The 14,910-nt window shown below is 66.6% G+C and carries 15 protein-coding genes; 10 read left to right on the top strand and 5 right to left on the bottom strand.

Annotation, left to right across the window (positions count from 1 at the left end; genetic code table 11):
• The first annotated feature begins 254 nt into the window (after positions 1-254).
• The 3 genes from IBJ82_RS26990 to IBJ82_RS26980 are packed head-to-tail and all read left to right on the top strand — an operon-like array spanning position 255 to position 3,125.
• Positions 255-2,426 (top strand): hypothetical protein, encoded by a 2,172-nt coding sequence (locus IBJ82_RS26990; RefSeq protein ID WP_370585518.1) that lies wholly within the window; start codon positions 255-257, stop codon positions 2,424-2,426.
• Positions 2,423-2,890: a GtrA family protein gene (locus IBJ82_RS26985; protein WP_194828809.1), complete on the top strand. Its 468-nt coding sequence runs from the start codon at positions 2,423-2,425 to the stop codon at positions 2,888-2,890. Before IBJ82_RS26990 ends, IBJ82_RS26985 begins: the two co-directional genes overlap by 4 nt.
• Before the next feature lie 10 nt (positions 2,891-2,900).
• Complete coding sequence (locus tag IBJ82_RS26980; protein WP_056824282.1) at positions 2,901-3,125, top strand: Trm112 family protein; 225 nt, start codon at positions 2,901-2,903, stop codon at positions 3,123-3,125.
• Positions 3,126-3,191: 66 nt separating this feature from the next.
• Here the strand turns inward: IBJ82_RS26980 and IBJ82_RS26975 are convergent, their stop codons facing one another.
• From IBJ82_RS26975 to IBJ82_RS26955, 5 genes are all read right to left on the bottom strand, one after another.
• Positions 3,192-3,827 carry a TetR family transcriptional regulator gene (locus IBJ82_RS26975; protein ID WP_194828808.1) on the bottom strand — a complete coding sequence of 212 codons (636 nt, stop codon included), beginning with the start codon at positions 3,825-3,827 and terminating at the stop codon, positions 3,192-3,194.
• Positions 3,828-3,861: 34 nt separating this feature from the next.
• Entirely contained in the window at positions 3,862-4,623 is a 762-nt protein-coding gene (locus IBJ82_RS26970; RefSeq protein WP_194828807.1) for an ABC transporter permease, read from the bottom strand.
• Positions 4,620-5,354, bottom strand: a complete 735-nt coding sequence (locus IBJ82_RS26965; RefSeq protein WP_194828806.1) for an ABC transporter ATP-binding protein — start codon at positions 5,352-5,354, stop codon at positions 4,620-4,622. The genes IBJ82_RS26970 and IBJ82_RS26965 overlap by 4 nt, the downstream gene beginning before the upstream one ends.
• A 72-nt stretch (positions 5,355-5,426) precedes the next feature.
• The gene (locus tag IBJ82_RS26960; RefSeq protein WP_194828805.1) at positions 5,427-6,938 is read right to left on the bottom strand and encodes a multicopper oxidase family protein; all 1,512 of its coding nucleotides are present in this window, start codon (positions 6,936-6,938) and stop codon (positions 5,427-5,429) included.
• Between the two features lie 90 nt (positions 6,939-7,028).
• Positions 7,029-7,919, bottom strand: a complete 891-nt coding sequence (locus tag IBJ82_RS26955; protein WP_194828804.1) for an oxidoreductase — start codon at positions 7,917-7,919, stop codon at positions 7,029-7,031.
• A gap of 95 nt (positions 7,920-8,014) precedes the next feature.
• On the opposite strand from IBJ82_RS26955, the gene IBJ82_RS26950 reads away from it, so the two are divergent.
• The 7 genes from IBJ82_RS26950 to tyrS all read left to right on the top strand — a co-directional run bounded on the left by IBJ82_RS26950 (position 8,015) and on the right by tyrS (position 14,324).
• Positions 8,015-8,572 carry a TetR/AcrR family transcriptional regulator gene (locus IBJ82_RS26950; RefSeq protein ID WP_194828803.1) on the top strand — a complete coding sequence of 186 codons (558 nt, stop codon included), beginning with the start codon at positions 8,015-8,017 and terminating at the stop codon, positions 8,570-8,572.
• 91 nt (positions 8,573-8,663) lie between these two features.
• Positions 8,664-9,842: an NAD(P)/FAD-dependent oxidoreductase gene (locus tag IBJ82_RS26945; RefSeq protein ID WP_194828802.1), complete on the top strand. Its 1,179-nt coding sequence runs from the start codon at positions 8,664-8,666 to the stop codon at positions 9,840-9,842.
• 14 nt (positions 9,843-9,856) lie between these two features.
• Complete coding sequence (locus IBJ82_RS26940) at positions 9,857-10,735, top strand: RNA polymerase sigma-70 factor (RefSeq protein WP_194828801.1); 879 nt, start codon at positions 9,857-9,859, stop codon at positions 10,733-10,735.
• Between the two features lie 74 nt (positions 10,736-10,809).
• Positions 10,810-11,424 carry a DNA-3-methyladenine glycosylase gene (locus tag IBJ82_RS26935; protein ID WP_194828800.1) on the top strand — a complete coding sequence of 205 codons (615 nt, stop codon included), beginning with the start codon at positions 10,810-10,812 and terminating at the stop codon, positions 11,422-11,424.
• A 107-nt stretch (positions 11,425-11,531) separates the two neighbouring features.
• A complete protein-coding gene (locus IBJ82_RS26930; protein ID WP_194828799.1) occupies positions 11,532-11,957 on the top strand; it encodes a DoxX family protein in 426 nt (141 codons plus the stop codon).
• A 203-nt stretch (positions 11,958-12,160) separates the two neighbouring features.
• The gene (locus IBJ82_RS26925) at positions 12,161-13,009 is read left to right on the top strand and encodes an alpha/beta hydrolase (RefSeq protein WP_194828798.1); all 849 of its coding nucleotides are present in this window, start codon (positions 12,161-12,163) and stop codon (positions 13,007-13,009) included.
• Positions 13,010-13,037: 28 nt separating this feature from the next.
• Positions 13,038-14,324: a tyrosine--tRNA ligase gene (gene tyrS, locus IBJ82_RS26920; RefSeq protein ID WP_194828797.1), complete on the top strand. Its 1,287-nt coding sequence runs from the start codon at positions 13,038-13,040 to the stop codon at positions 14,322-14,324.
• Positions 14,325-14,910: the final 586 nt, after the last annotated feature.

Below are 14,910 nucleotides of genomic sequence, written 5' to 3'. Positions count from 1 at the left end.
GGATCGACTTTCGAAGACGGTGCGTGCCGGTACTCCCTGGCGTGACAGCAGAGTCCGAGCCGGTGAACTTTAACACGGTACAGCGTGGCGTTCTCGGCGCTGCGCCGAGGGAATCTCGCCCGACCCACTGCACTGTGAACGGCCGGTCGATGTAGGGTCTGGGACTCGTGACCGACAGTGCTGTACTCGATGCGCGTAGAGACCCCGATTCGCGACGCGATGTCGTGCGATGGGGGCTCGTCACGACGATCGGGGTGATCCTCGGGTACGTCGCCGTGCTGTTGGCCAACGCACGCCATTTCTTCACCGACGACACAGAGTCGCAGTACACCTCGCTGTGGGTGACGCTGGGTCGCGAGCTGCGCGCCGGCCGGTTCCCGACGATGGTTCCCGAGCAGTGGATGTCGGGCAACAACACGATGGACGATGCCGGGCTGTTCAACCCGCCGCAGCTGCTGATCGACCTGATCGCGCCGTCGGTGGACAACATCGCGCTCTACGCGACCGTGGTGAAGTTGATCTTCTCGATCATCGCGGGCCTCGGTGTGTACCGGATCTGCCTGGCCTATGGCGGTCGACCGGCATGGTCGGCGGTGGCGGGCGTCGCGTTCCCGCTCTCCGGCTTCTTCCTGTTCTTCGATACAGCGAGCTGGATGACCGCGCTCACCGGCACCGCGTGGATGGTGCACGCGTGGGCGTCGTCGGTGCGCTACGCGCGGGGGACCGGCGGTCCGATCCCGGTTTTCGTCTTCTTGTATCTGACGATCTCGGTGCAATACATCTTCCCGGCCGTCGAAGCGGCGTTGATGCTGTTCGCTGTCGCCGTCGGCGAGATCATCTACCAGCGCGCGTGGCGGCCGGTGCTGCGGTTGGCGCTTGTTTCGCTGTGTGCCGGACTCGCCGGTCTGCTGACCTACCTGCCGAGCATGCTCTCGGCGAAAGTGACTTGGCGTGGGACCGCGCAGATCATCAACGACCAGTTCCTCACCGTGCCGTGGTCGGAGTCGCTGAACGCGAGCCTGCCGAGCACGTTGCCCGCGTTCACGTCGTGGTGGGGCTACATCCAGCCGATGCCGGTCACCTATATCGCCTGGTTCCTGGTGCCGGCGCTCGCCTTCATCGACTGGCGCAGGGCGAAGGACTGCTGGCGTGAACTCAGCGCGGTCGGGATCTTCGCGATCATGATGCTGATGTGGACGGCCGGGCCCGGCACAGTCGGGCCGCTGCGTTGGCCGGTGCGGGTGCTGCCGATGCTCGCGATCGGTCTGCTCGTGCTGGTCTGCGTGCTGCTCGGTCGCTACGGCACGACCAAGGACCTGAAGAATCGTGGTATCGCCGCCGGTGTGCTGATCCTGTTGCTGTGGGTTCGGTCGTTCTCGGCCGCGCCCGATGACTGGTACTGGCACCTGCTGTCGGCGGCCGCGATCGGTGCGCTCGGCGCCGGCCTGATCTGGCTGGACAAGACCCGTGGCGTCGCCGTCGCGTGTCTGCTCGCCATCACCGCGATGTTCCCGATCGTCTACTTGCAGGTGCGGGACGCGCAGCCGACGCCGATGTCGTGGAACCTGCCTGCCTCGCGGTCCGAGGCCGCGGCGAAGTTCCCGGATTTCACCGGCAACACCATCCAGCTCGGTGACCGTGGGCTGCTCCAGCCGAAAGACAAGAGCGTCGACGGGGCGTACGGGTCGCTCGTCTTCGGCAACTCGGCCAAAGGTCTCGGCCTGAACTACGTGAACGGCTATACCCCGACCGGGCACTTCTATTTCGGTGAACTGCTCTGCATGCGCTGGGACAGCAGCGTCTGCCCCGACGCCTACCGGCGGATGTTCGCGCCGGAGGCGACCACCGGGCGGCCGTTGGCCGATCTGATGAACCTGGACCGGGTCGTCGTGCAGAAGGCATTGTTCCCCGACGTGGTCAACCAGGAACCGCCCGCCGGGTGGAAGTGGGTCGACTACCCGGGCCATGAGACCTACATCGGTGTGCTCGAGCGGGTCGACGGGCCGATCTCGAGCAAGAACGGTCGGATCACCGATGCCGCCGGCGTCACCGCGACGTCGCTGTCGGAGAGCTACACCAGCAGCCGGATGCAGGTCAGTTCGCCGACCGGCGGTCGGATCGTGCTCGCGCGCCTGGCGTGGCCCGGCTACCGGGCCACCCTGAACGGCGCCCCGATCCCGATGACGCAGATCGCGAAGTCGATCGTCGCGGTGGACATTCCGGCGGGCACCGACAAGGCCGAACTCGATGTCACCTGGCGTCCGCCGGGCTGGAAGATCGGCATCGCGGCCGCGCTCGCCGGGCTGGCCGGACTCGGTGCCGCACAGTGGGTTTACGTGCGTGGACGTCGTCGCGGTGTCGAGACCGATACCCCCGAACCGAGCGTCGAACCCGCCGAACCCGAAATGGTGGATGTGCGCTCGTGACAGCCGACTCGCCACACGTGGCCGATGCGCCGACCGGCCTGCTGTTGCGTGTCGTGCGTCGCCAGGAACTCGCGTTCGCGCTGATCGGCGGCTTCAACACTGTCCTCGGCATCGTGCTCACCGTGGCATGGATGGCCATCCTCGGAGACTCCGTGCCGCCCGCGGTCGCGGTGGCGCTGGCCTACAGCATCGGCGTCGTCAGCGCCTTCGTGCTGCACCGGACGCTGGTGTTCCGGGTGCGCGGTCATGTGCTGCGCGACTTCCTCGGGTTCGTTGTCGTGAACTCGGGCGGACTCGTGCTGAATATGGCGCTGCTCTCGCTCGCGGTCTCCGTGTTCGGTCTGCCGCGGATGCCGTCGGCGGTCGTCGTGCTCGGCCTGGTCGCGGTCGGCAGCTACTTCGGACACCGCCACATCTCGTTCCGCCGTGGCACGGATTCTCCGGCGTCGGCGACGGCGGGGTAGGTTGTCGGTTATGGCGCACGAATCCACCATCGACGCAACCCTGCTCGGCCTGCTGGCCTGCCCCCAGGACAAGGGCCCGCTGCAGCTGGTGCGTACCGAAGCCGATGTGAGTGTGCTCTACAACCCCCGGCTGCGTCGGGCCTACCCGATCGACAACGGCATCCCGGTGCTGCTGATCGACGAGGCCCGCGACGTCACCGCCGCCGAACACGAATTCTTCGTCGCCGAATCCTGACCGGCGCCAACCTGGCTTTCCTACCTGACGTGCCACCGGCCGTCGTGCGGGTGAGCTCGCGCCGAATCACCAACTGCCGGTGTCGATATCGCCCGTCAGATAGCGCTGGACAACCGGGCCGACAGCATCGACCACGAGATCGATCGGCATCGAGGCCAGCGGTTCCAGCGCGATGATCTTGCGGGCGGTCAACACCCCCACCATCTGGGCCGCGGCCAGCGAGACCCTGGCGCGTCCGTCGTCATCCGGAGTCGCGATACGCGCGCGAACCCGTTCCAGCACCACTTGCAGCAGGAAAGATCGCGCGAGATTCTGATCCCCGCCCGCGAAAATACTGCGCACCATGGCCACGATGCCGGGTCCGGCGGGAGAATCCCACACCGTGACGACCGCGCGCACGATGGTCTGCCCGAGCTCGTCGAGCGGTGCGGCGTCGACCGCGAGCAGCGTCGTGTCCGGGTCGACCGGGAAGTCCACCGCGGCGGCGAACAGTTGCTGCTTGTTGCCGAAATAGTGATGCACCAGCGCCGGGTCGACATCGGCATCGGCCGCGATCGCGCGGATCGATGTCTTGTCGAACCCGGTGCCCGCGAACCGTACCCGCGCCGCGTCGAGAATCGCCAGCCTGGTGTCGGCATTGCCCGGCCTGCGCCCCGTGCGACCGGATTTCACTGTGCCGGAATCGGATTCGCCGTCACTCATGGGTGATCCTCTCGTCGTTGCCTGGCCTTGTTCGCTAGGGGGTGCGTCGACGCAGAGTAGCCGCGGCGAGGCCGAGCGCCACCACCGCGAACCCGGCGACGACGGCGATATCGCGCCACATCGCGCCCGTCGGCTCGGCATGCACCGACACCTGCTGCAGCGCGTCCACCGCGTAACTCAACGGCATCAGATTGCTGATCGCCTCCAGCCATTCGGGTAGCCGGTCGCGCGGAACCAGCAGCCCGCACAGGAAGATCTGCGGCGCGACGATCACCGGCATGAACTGCACGGCCTGGAACTCGGTGCGCGCGAAGGCGCTCGCCAGCAGTCCGAGCCCGACCCCGCAGACCGCGTCGACCATCGCGATCAGCATGACCCAACCGGGGCTGCCCGCGGCATCGAGCCCGAGCAGCCAGAACGCGACCACGCAGGCCACCGCGGCCTGTGCGCCCGCGGCCAGGGAGAACGCGCTGCCGTACCCGGCGAGCAGATCGAGCTTGCTCAGTGGAGTGGTGAGCAGCCGTTCGAGGGTGCCCGATGTGCGTTCGCGCTGCATCGCGATCGCGGTGATCAGGAACATCACGATGAACGGCAGGATCCCCAGCATTGTGATGCCCACCCGGTCGAACATCGTGAGCGGGGAGTGCGGCGCGCGCGGTGCGTCCTGATAGATGAAGTACAGCAGGGTCATGAGCAGGGCGGGAACGACCAGGATCATCGCCACGGTGCGGTGATCGTTGCGCAGTTGTCGCAGAATCCGGCCGGTGGTCGCGGTGTAGGGGCGCAGGGTGGTCATCGGTGCTCTCCCATCGTGATCAAGGTCAGGAAAGCGGCCTCGAGGTTCTGTTCGTCGGTGCGCTCGCGCAGTTCGTCGGGGCTGAGCTGGGCGAGCAGTTCGCCGTCGCGCATCAGCAGCAGCTTGTCGCAGTGTTCGGCCTCGTCCATCACATGACTCGACACCAGCAAAGTCGTTCCCGCCGCGGCCAATTCGCGGAACTGCTTCCACAACTCCACCCGCAACACCGGATCGAGGCCAACCGTCGGTTCGTCGAGTACGAGCAGCTCGGGCTTGCCGACGAGCGCGCACGCCAGCGACGCCCTGGTCTTCTGCCCACCCGAGAGCTGATCGCCGAGCTGATCGGCGTGATCGGCCAAACCGACTGCGCCGAGCGCGGATTCGGTGTCCGCCCGGTCGCGTCCGTAGAGCGCGGCGTAGTAGGCCACGTTGTCGCGGACGCTGATGTCGGCGTAGATGCTCGGCGCCTGGGTGACATAGCCGACCCGACGGCGTAACCCGGCGCTCCCCGCGGGCTCTCCGAGCACGGTGACAGTGCCCGACTCCACCAGCTGGGTTCCCACGATGCTGCGCAGCAGGGTGGTCTTCCCACAGCCGGAAGGGCCGAGCAGACCGGTGATCGAGCCGCGCGGAATGTCCAGGGTCAGCCCGTGTAGGACGGGGCGTTTTCCACGCTTGACGGTCAGGCCCGCGACCTGGACGGCGATCGGTGGCGGTGCGGTGTGCGACATGGTCGCCTCAATTCATCGAGTGTTGAATTCACTACGCGATGAATTTAGCGCGATGGTGTCGATGTGGCAAGGTCAGTGGGCGTGTCTCGGGGGTGTTTCGGCCTGTTGACCAGGTTCGACGACGGTGAACTGGCCCATCATGCCGACATCTTCGTGCCACAGGAGGTGGCAGTGGTACATGTACGGCGTCGTCGGATCGGCCGGTCCGTCGAAGCGCAAAGCCAGGGTCGCGGCCGTATTCGGTGGCAGGAAGATCGTGTCCTTGGCGCCGGTCAGCTCGGGCGGGGGCGGAGCGCCGTCGTAGTTGAGCACCCGGAACTGCACGTCGTGGACGTGAAAGTTGTGTGCCATGCCGTCGATGTTGTGCACGACCCAGGTCTCGGTGGTGCCCCGGGTGACGGTGGTATCGATGCGGCTCATGTCCATGCGCTCGCCGTTGATGCCGCCAAGGGTCAGGTCGAAGCGACGTTGCACGACCGAGTCCGCGCCGTCGGGAATCGACGGCGGCACAAGGGCATCCGGCAGCAAGGGGGAGGGCCGCAAGGTGGCGGCGGCACGCAGTTCGAGGACATCGAAGGTGTCGTCGCCACCGGAGAACCGGTTCGACCAGAAGCCGAGGCCCGCCTCGAGCTTCTCGCTACGCAACACGGTGCGTTCGCCGGGCTGCATCCGCACCACGATCTCCGCGCGTTCGCCGGGGGAGAGGCGGATGCGATCCAGCGTGGCGGGCCGTTCGAGCAGGCCGCCGTCGGAACCGATCATCCCGAATGGGCGGGCTTCGTCGAAGGCGAAGGTGTAGATCCGCGCGGTCGAGGCATTGAGCAGGCGCAGTCGCACTGATTCGTCGCCGACCTCCTGATAGGGAGACAGGGTGCCGTTGACCATGGTGCGATCGCCGAGGAACCCGGTATCGCGGAAGATCGCGTGCGCGCCGTCGAGGCGGCGGCCGTGCAGGCGCATGTCCTGCACGATCACCGGGATATCGTCGACGCCGTAGGTGCTCGGCAGCGGGAGTTCCGCGCTCGGCACGTCGTCGATCAGGAACATCCCCGCCAGGCCCCGGCGCACGTGGTCCTCGGTCGCACCGTGCGGATGTGGGTGATACCAGAGGGTCGAAGCAGGTTGGGCGACAGTCCATTCCGGCGTCCATGACCCACCGGGATCGACCATCTGGTGTGGCCCGCCGTCCATGACCGCGGGTAGGTGCATGCCGTGCCAGTGCACCGTCGATGCCTCGGGCAACTGGTTGCGCACCTGGACCCGCACGCGCTCGCCGCGGGCCGCGCGCAGTGTCGGGCCGAGATAGCTGCCGTTGAAACCCCAGGTCTCGGTGGCGCGGCCGGGCTCGAAGATGGTTGTCCCGGACTGCATATCGAGCGAGAACGTCCGGGTGCCGTCGGCGTCGACGGCCGACTCGGCCAGCGGTGGAATGACCAGTTGCCGAGTGAATTCTGTCGTCCCCACGGTGGAGACATCGGCGGAGGCCCATGTCCAGCTCACCGCGCCCGCGATCGCGGTGATCAGGGCGAGGGCGACAACGGCGACACCGAGCAGAATGCGTCGCGGGCGAGCACGAGAAGACATGCTCCAACGGTAGGAATTCGGACCCTCGCCGCGCATCGGGAAGCGCCCCCATCTTCACCCTGGAACCACCCCCGAGTGACCGACGCCGGTTCAGGCTTCGAATGCGACGCCGGTCAACTCTTCGGACACCGCCCACAACCGAGCCTGGCTGTCGCGCTGGTGCGCACGCTCGGCGGCCCGGGCTCGTCCTGGGAATCCGCCGATCTCGAAAAGCCCTGACGGGCCGTAGTAGTGGCCGCCCGACGCGGCAGGATCGGTGGCGGCGCGCAGCGTCGGCAGCGCGCCCATGGCGGGCGTACGGCCGAACAGGCGAGCGATCGCCAGATTCGGTAGCCGGAACGCGGCGGGCGAGTAGCGGAAGACCTCGGTGCTGGCGCCACCGGGATGGGCGGCGAGCGCGGCGGCCGGGGTGCCCGCGAGCCTGCGGTCGAGTTCGTAGGTGAACATCAGGTTCGCCAGTTTCGACTTGGCATAGGAATTTCCGATTGTCGCGGTCGGGTCGGCGGCGTCGATCCGACCGAAGCGGTGACCGATGCTGCTGACAGTGACGACTCGCGCCGAGGGAGCCGCCATGATGCGGTCGATGAGCAGCCCGGTGAGGGCGAAGTGGCCCAGATGATTGATGCCGAACTGGATCTCGAATCCGTCCTCGGTACGACCGGTCAACCCCGTGACGCCCGCGTTGTTGATCAGCAGATCGATGCGGTCGAATTCGCTGCGGATCGTCGCGGCCGCGACGCGAACCGAGGACAGGGCGGCCAGGTCGAGCTCGACAATATCGATCGAGGCGTCGGGTGACCGCTCGATAATTCGCCGGGCCGCGTTCTCGGCCCGGTCGCGGTCGCGGCACGCCAGGACGACGCGGGCGCCGTGCTCGGCAAGGGCGCGAGCCGTTTCGAAGCCGAGGCCGGTATTGGCGCCGGTGACGACGGCGACTCGGCCGGTCAGATCAGGGATGTCTGCTTCGGTCCAGCTGTTCAATCGACTCACTCCTCAAGGTGAATTACTGGTTCAGGTTAAAGTGAATCAGCGGTTCATGTTATTCGCAAGACCGGATCTGCGAGGATGGCGGCGAGATGAACGGTCAACCCCTTCGTGCGGACGCGCTGCGCAATCGTCAGGCGATCCTCACCGCAGCACGCGAACTCGTCGCCGCGCGCGGGCCCGAGGTCGGCATGGATCAGATCGCCGCGGCGGCGGATGTCGCGGTCGGCACCCTGTATCGGCACTTCCCGGCCAAGAAAGACCTGATCGAGGCGATCGCGGCAGATCTGGCCGACGGTGTCGGCGAGTCACTGGACGCCGTGCTCGAAGCTGTCGAGAACGGCACGAGTTCGGCCCTCGACGAAATCGTCGCGCTATTTCGACGCGTAGTGATCGACCTGCGCCAGGAGCGGCTGTTCCGGCTCGCCGTCACGGGAGTCGCCGAGGAGTCGTTGCGTGCGATCCAGCAGCGCGGCCGGGCGGCAGTCGAGCGGTTGGTTGCCGCGGCGCATGGTGATGGCGCGTTGTATCCCGACGTCACCGCCGACGATGTCGTACTGCTGCTGAGCGCCGCACCGGTCGAGCCGATGTCGGAGGCGGAGCAGCGACGGTGGCTGATTCTGGTGCGAAGGGCGCTCGCGCTGTCGTAACAGTATGACGTGACGCAGGTCACATCCAAGATGGTCACGTCGGCCGCTGCTCACTTGTCCTATGAACATCCCACCGACAAGGAGCACCGCAATGACCACCACCACGCACCGCATCGTTGTTCTCGGCGCCGGCTACACCGGCATGCTGGCCGCGATCCGCCTGGCGCGGCGCACCAGGAAGCTGGATGTGGCGATCACGCTGGTCAACCCGTCGGCCCGCTTCACCGAGCGGCTGCGGATGCACCAGATCGCCGCAGGTCAGGAACTCGCGCACCACGACATCCCGGAAATTCTCGACGGCACCGGCATCGAATTCGTCCAGGGCTGGGTGACCGCGATCGACCCCGCCGCCCAGCGCGTCCGGATCGACGGCGCCGGCGGACTCGCCTACGACGAACTGGTCTACGCCCTCGGCAGCACCGCCGAGAAGACCCTCGTACCCGGTGTCGCCGAGCACGCCATGACCCTCGACGACCCGCGCCGCGCCCACGAATTCGCAGGCGAGCTGGCCACTCTCGCTGCCGAGGGCGGTTCCGTCGCCGTCTGCGGTGGCGGTCTCACCGGCATCGAAGCCGCCGCCGAGATCGCGGAAAGCCACCCCGGCCTGCACGTCACGCTGATCAGCTCGGGCGAGCCGGGCGCGATGATGGGCGACAGGGCCCGCACGCATCTGAACAAGACGCTGGATCGGCTCGGCGTTATCCGCGAGATCGGCGTGCGGGTCGCCGAAGTGCAGCCTGACGCGGTCGAGCTCGCCGACGGCACGCTGATCGGCGCCGACCTCACCCTCTGGACCACCGGCGTGCGGGTCTCGCCGCTGGCCACCGAGGCGGGGATCGAGACCGACGCGCGTGGACTGATCGTCGTCGATCCCACACTGAAGTCGGTGTCGCACCCCATGGTTCACGCGATCGGCGACGCCGCCGCCGTCCGTCAGGCGTGGGGGCAGGTACACGGCACCTGCCAGAGCGGGCTGCCCACCGCCGCTTATACCGCCGACGCGATCGCCGCCGAACTGCGTGGCAAGAAGATTCGTCCGTTCCGTTTCGGCTACTTCCACCAGCCGGTCAGCCTGGGCCGCCGCGACGCGGTCATCCAGTTCACCAAAGCCGACGACAGCCCGCGCCGCCTCTACCTGACCGGCTGGGCCGCGCGCACCTATAAGGAGATGGTCAGCAGCAGCCCCGTCCCGACATTCAAAGCCAGCAAGAAGATGACCATGAACGTGCAATTATCCAAGGGCGGTAGCGCAACCCGCGCCGCCGCGTGAAGTAGGTTGACGCCGTGCCCGACCAGGATCCGTTCCTCGAACACCGCCGCCTGTTGTTCGCGACCGCCTATCGCATGCTCGGCACCGTCACCGACGCCGAGGACGTCCTGCAGGACACCTGGCTCAAGTGGAACGACACCGACCACGCCGCGGTCGCCCACCCCAGGGCCTACCTGGTCCGCACGGTCACCAATCTCTCGCTCAACCGGCTCACCTCCGCCCGCGCGACCCGCGAAAGCTATGTCGGCCCTTGGCTGCCCGAGCCGGTGCTGACATCGCCCGATATCGCCGAGGACACCGAATTGGCCGATACCGTCTCCACCGCCATGCTCGTCGTGCTGGAAACTCTCACCCCCGTCGAACGCGCGGTGTTCCTGCTGCGCGAAGTGTTCGGCTACTCGCATGCCGAAATCGCCGAAGCCCTTGACCGTCCCGAGGCGAGTGTGCGCCAGATCGCGCATCGCGCGAAAAGCCACGTCCAGTCGCGCCGCCCACGATTCGATACCGACAAATCCGCTCGCGCCCAGGTCACCGCACAATTCATGGCCGCCTGCGCCGGTGGTGACCTCAACGCCCTGATGGACCTGCTCGCCCCCGATGTCACCTGTTGGTCCGACGGCGGCGGCGTGGTCACCGCCGCGCGCCGCCCGCTGCACGGTCCCGACCATGTCGCACGCTGGATCCTCGGCGTCCTCGCCAAACCGTCGTCCACGGGCTTCGAACTCACCGCGGCCGAGATCAACGGCGAGCTCGGGGCCTTGGCGTCATTCGCCGGAAACCCCGGCGCCGCCTTCACTTTCGACCTGGTCGACGGCCACATCCAGAACCTGCGTTTCCAGGTCAATCCCGGCAAACTGGCAGGTCTGTATCGCGGCACCGACCTGCTCGGCTGACAAATCCTTCGCCGGTTCGCCGTTGCCTGACCCGGCCGCCAGGGGGCACCGAGGTGCGAGCGAGAATAAAGATCGTGTCCGCCCAGGAACTGGCCGTCGATCCGCCCGCCGCCGCGCACCGGTTGCTCGGCGCCATCCTGACGTCGGGTCCGGTGGCGCTGCGCATCGTGGAAGTCGAGGCCTACGGCAGCGACCCCGACGGTCCGTGGCCCGATCCGGCCGCGCACTCCTGGCCGGGCCCCACGGCGCGCAACGCGGTGATGTTCGGCCCGGCCGGCCGGCTCTACGTCTATCGCTCGTACGGAATCCACCTGTGTGTGAACGTGACCGGTGGCTACGACGGTGCGGCCGGTGCGGTGCTCGTTCGAGCGGCGGAAGTGGTCGACGGGATCGATCTCGCACGCGAGCGCAGGCCCGCTGCCCGCAAGGACACCGATCTGGCCAGGGGGCCGGGCAATGTCGGTAGCGCACTCGGCGTCAGCATGTCCGACTATGGAACCGAGCTGTTCGACCCCTTCTCCGCCTTGCGCCTCGAACTGAAACCACCTGTGCCACAAGAAGATATCTCGTCCGGCCCACGCGTCGGGGTCAGTGTCGCGGCCGAGGTGCCATGGCGATTCTGGCTTCCGGCCTCGCCCGCCGTCTCGGTCTATCGGCGCAGCCCACGCGCTCCCGAACCGAAGGCGTAGCAGCCTTCTGAAAATCCTTTGCCGACAGCGATGAGTTCGCGGGCGATGGTCCGTCTTATCTGGTGAACGCGCTACCCACCGAGCGCGACCGACCCGAAGGACACGAAATGACCACCGCAACCCCCTCCGCGAACTTCTCCGACGCCGCCGCCTACCGCCCCGGCAAGATCCGCAACCGCGTCCTGTGGACCTTGCAGGTAGTGCTCGGCCTGTTCTTCATCATCGCTTCGGGCGGTCCGAAGCTCGTCATTCCGAACACTTTGATGGACAACGCCCCCGAGAATCTGACCATCCCCTTCGGGCTGCTGATCTTCATCGGAATCGTCGAGGTAGCGGGCGGTATCGGCCTGATGGTGCCGCGAGTCAGCGGCCTGGCCGCCGCAGGTCTGTCCGTGCTCACCGTGCTCGCCGCCGCGACGCAGGCCTTCATCGCCGACAAGCCCGCAATGGGAATCTTCCCGCTCGTGCTTGCCGCGATCTTCGCCTGGATCGCCTACGAACGCCGCGCCACCATCACCGCGCTGGTGCGCTGATCTGCGACTCGACGCGCTGACGATCGCCGGAGCCCTGGGGGTTCCGGCGATTATCGGCGTGCCGAGGAGTTTCGGCCGACGGGCAGTTCGGCCGCGGAGCCAAGATCACGCCGCCGATCTCGTCGGCGAATCCAATTGGGCGAATCGGACCGGAATGCGACGATCGAAGACCACGTCGAAAGACCGTACGAGCAGGAGCGCCCGTGTTCACTTTCCCCAGCAGCGACGGCACCGCCATCCATGTGCGGAGCTGGCTCCCCACTGATGTCGAGCCGCGCGGTGTCGTGCAGATCGCGCACGGCATGGGCGAGCACTCCGAGCGTTACGGCCATCTCGCCGAACGACTCGCCGGCCTGGGATTCGCCGTCTACGCCGACGATCACCGCGGCCACGGTCTCAGCATGGGCCCGATCCCCGGTGACCTCGGCCCCGACGGCTGGAACCTACTCGTCGCCGACGAAGTCGCGCTCACCGAGATCCTGCGCGAACGTCACCCCGGCCTGCCTGTCACCCTGATCGGCCACAGCCTCGGCTCGTTCGCCGTGCAGCAGTACCTCCTCGACCACTCCGACCTCGTCGACGAGGTCGTCCTGAGCGGCACGACCGCCGTCGACGGGCTGTTCGGCGAGATCGCGGCCGCCGGCGGTGACCTGATCGGCTTCTTCAACGCCGAATTCCAGCCCACCCGCACCGAGGCCGACTGGATCAGTCGCGACAAAGACCAGGTCGACGCCTACAACGCCGACCCCTGGTGCGGTTTCGCCATCGACGACACCAATATGGGTCTGCTCGCCGCCAACGCCCAGACTCGACTCTCGAACCCGAGCACGGTACGCACCGACCTGCCGATCTATGTGATGGTGGGCGAGAAAGACCCGCTCAACAACAAGCTGCGCCTGTCCGACCTGCTCGTGCAGCGTTACCGCGACGCGGGCCTGAACGACCTCACCTACCAGGTCTACCCGGACGCCCGCCACGAAGTCCTCAACGAAACCAACCGCGACGAGGTCGAAGCGGATCTGCTCGCCTGGATCACCCGCGCACGCGACTGACGAACCGCATGCGGAAAGATGGGTCAGCGTGACCGGCGACATCTTCGACGAACTGACCTGGCGCGGCCTGATCGCGCAGTCCACCGACCTGGACGAGCTGCGCGCTGCCGCGGCCACCGCGCCCTTGACGCTCTATGCCGGCTTCGACCCGACCGCCGCCAGCCTGCACGCCGGCCACCTCGTCCCGCTGCTCGCGCTCAAGCGCTTCCAGCTGGCCGGGCATCGGCCGATCGTGCTCGCCGGCGGTGCGACCGGAATGATCGGCGACCCGCGTGACGTGGGCGAACGCACCATGAACTCGACCGACACCGTGGCCGAGTGGGCACAGCGGATCAGGGGCCAGCTCGAGCGATTCGTCGACCTCGACGAATCGCCGACCGGGGCGGTCATCGTCAACAACATGGACTGGACCGGCCCGCTGTCGACCGTCGACTTCCTGCGCGACATCGGCAAACACTTCTCGGTGAACGTCATGCTCGCCCGCGACACCGTCAAGCGGCGGCTCGAAGGCGACGGCATCTCCTACACCGAGTTCAGCTACATGCTGCTGCAGGCCAACGACTACCTGCAGTTGCGGCGCGAGCACGGCTGCACGTTGCAGGTCGGTGGCTCCGATCAGTGGGGCAACATCATCGCCGGCGTCGAGCTGAACCGGCGAGTCGACGGCGCGCATGTGCACGCTCTCACCGTGCCGCTGGTGACCTCGGCCGACGGCAAGAAGTTCGGCAAGTCCACCGGTGGCGGCAGCCTGTGGCTCGACCCAGAACTGACCAGCCCCTACGCCTGGTACCAGTACTTCGTGAACACCGCCGACGCCGACGTCGTGCGCTACCTGCGCTGGTTCACCTTCCTGAGCCGCGAAGAACTCGACGAACTCGAGCAGGCGACGGTGGAACGTCCGTTCGCCCGCGAGGCACAGAAGCGTCTGGCCGCGGAGATGACCACGTTGGTGCACGGCGCGGACGAGACCCGCGCGGTGGAACTGGCCAGCGGGGCGCTGTTCGGTCGCGGTGAGCTGGGTGAACTTCCGCTGTCCACGCTCGGTGCGGCGCTGCGCGAAACCGCGGTGGACGGCAAGGTTGCTGAGGTCGTGCCCGGTGAACCGAACACGATCGTCGATCTGCTCGTCGCGTCGGGCCTGTGCGAGAGCAAGGGCGCGGCCCGCCGGGTGGTCAACGAAGGCGGCGCGTCGGTGAACAACCAGCGGGTCGGCGACGTCGAATGGACTCCGTCCGATACCGACTACCTGCACGGTGAGTGGCTGGTGCTGCGGCGCGGAAAGAAGAACATGGCGGGCGTGCATCGGATAGCCTGACGTCGTTGCGGAGGCCTGAGTCACATGCGTGTGATTCAGGCCGGCGCATCGGCTGAGCGCACTGCCGTGACCTGCGGAGATCCGGTGTTGTCCAGGCGATTTGACGCGGCGTTATCCGGCGCGTAACTTATTGGAAGTCAGAGCGACACGGACACCAACCCGGAGCCGAGACGCTAGCCCGAGAGGCTGGCGGGCCAAGGGAAAACGCGGTAGTACGGGGAAGCGCCTGACGGGGCTGAAGATCTTGTGACCAGGCTTACGATTGACATAGCCTGGACGTGAGGTTAGGCTGGAACAGTTGCCCTTCGGAAGATCCGGAAAGATCCGGTTATTCCGTTTGTGCGTGTGTTCTTTGAGAACTCAATAGTGTGTCGATGAATGTCAGTGCCAATATTTATATTGGTTCCAATCTTTCATGTACCCCCCGGTCGTGGGAGGTTGGACATTGAACAACAGCGAAATCTTTTTTGCTGGTGTTCGGATTTGCTAGGTTTTCGGACTCTAGTTAGATAATTTTGATTCGCTCTCCCTCGGGAGGGTTGTTTCGAGAGTCTTCAACGGAGAGTTTGATTCTGGCTCAGGACGA

The organism is Nocardia sp. XZ_19_231, from assembly GCF_015355705.1.
Lineage (GTDB): Bacteria > Actinomycetota > Actinomycetes > Mycobacteriales > Mycobacteriaceae > Nocardia > Nocardia salmonicida.
The sequence above is the reverse complement of the archived record's forward strand: the minus strand, read 5'-3'. Positions and strand labels throughout refer to the sequence as shown.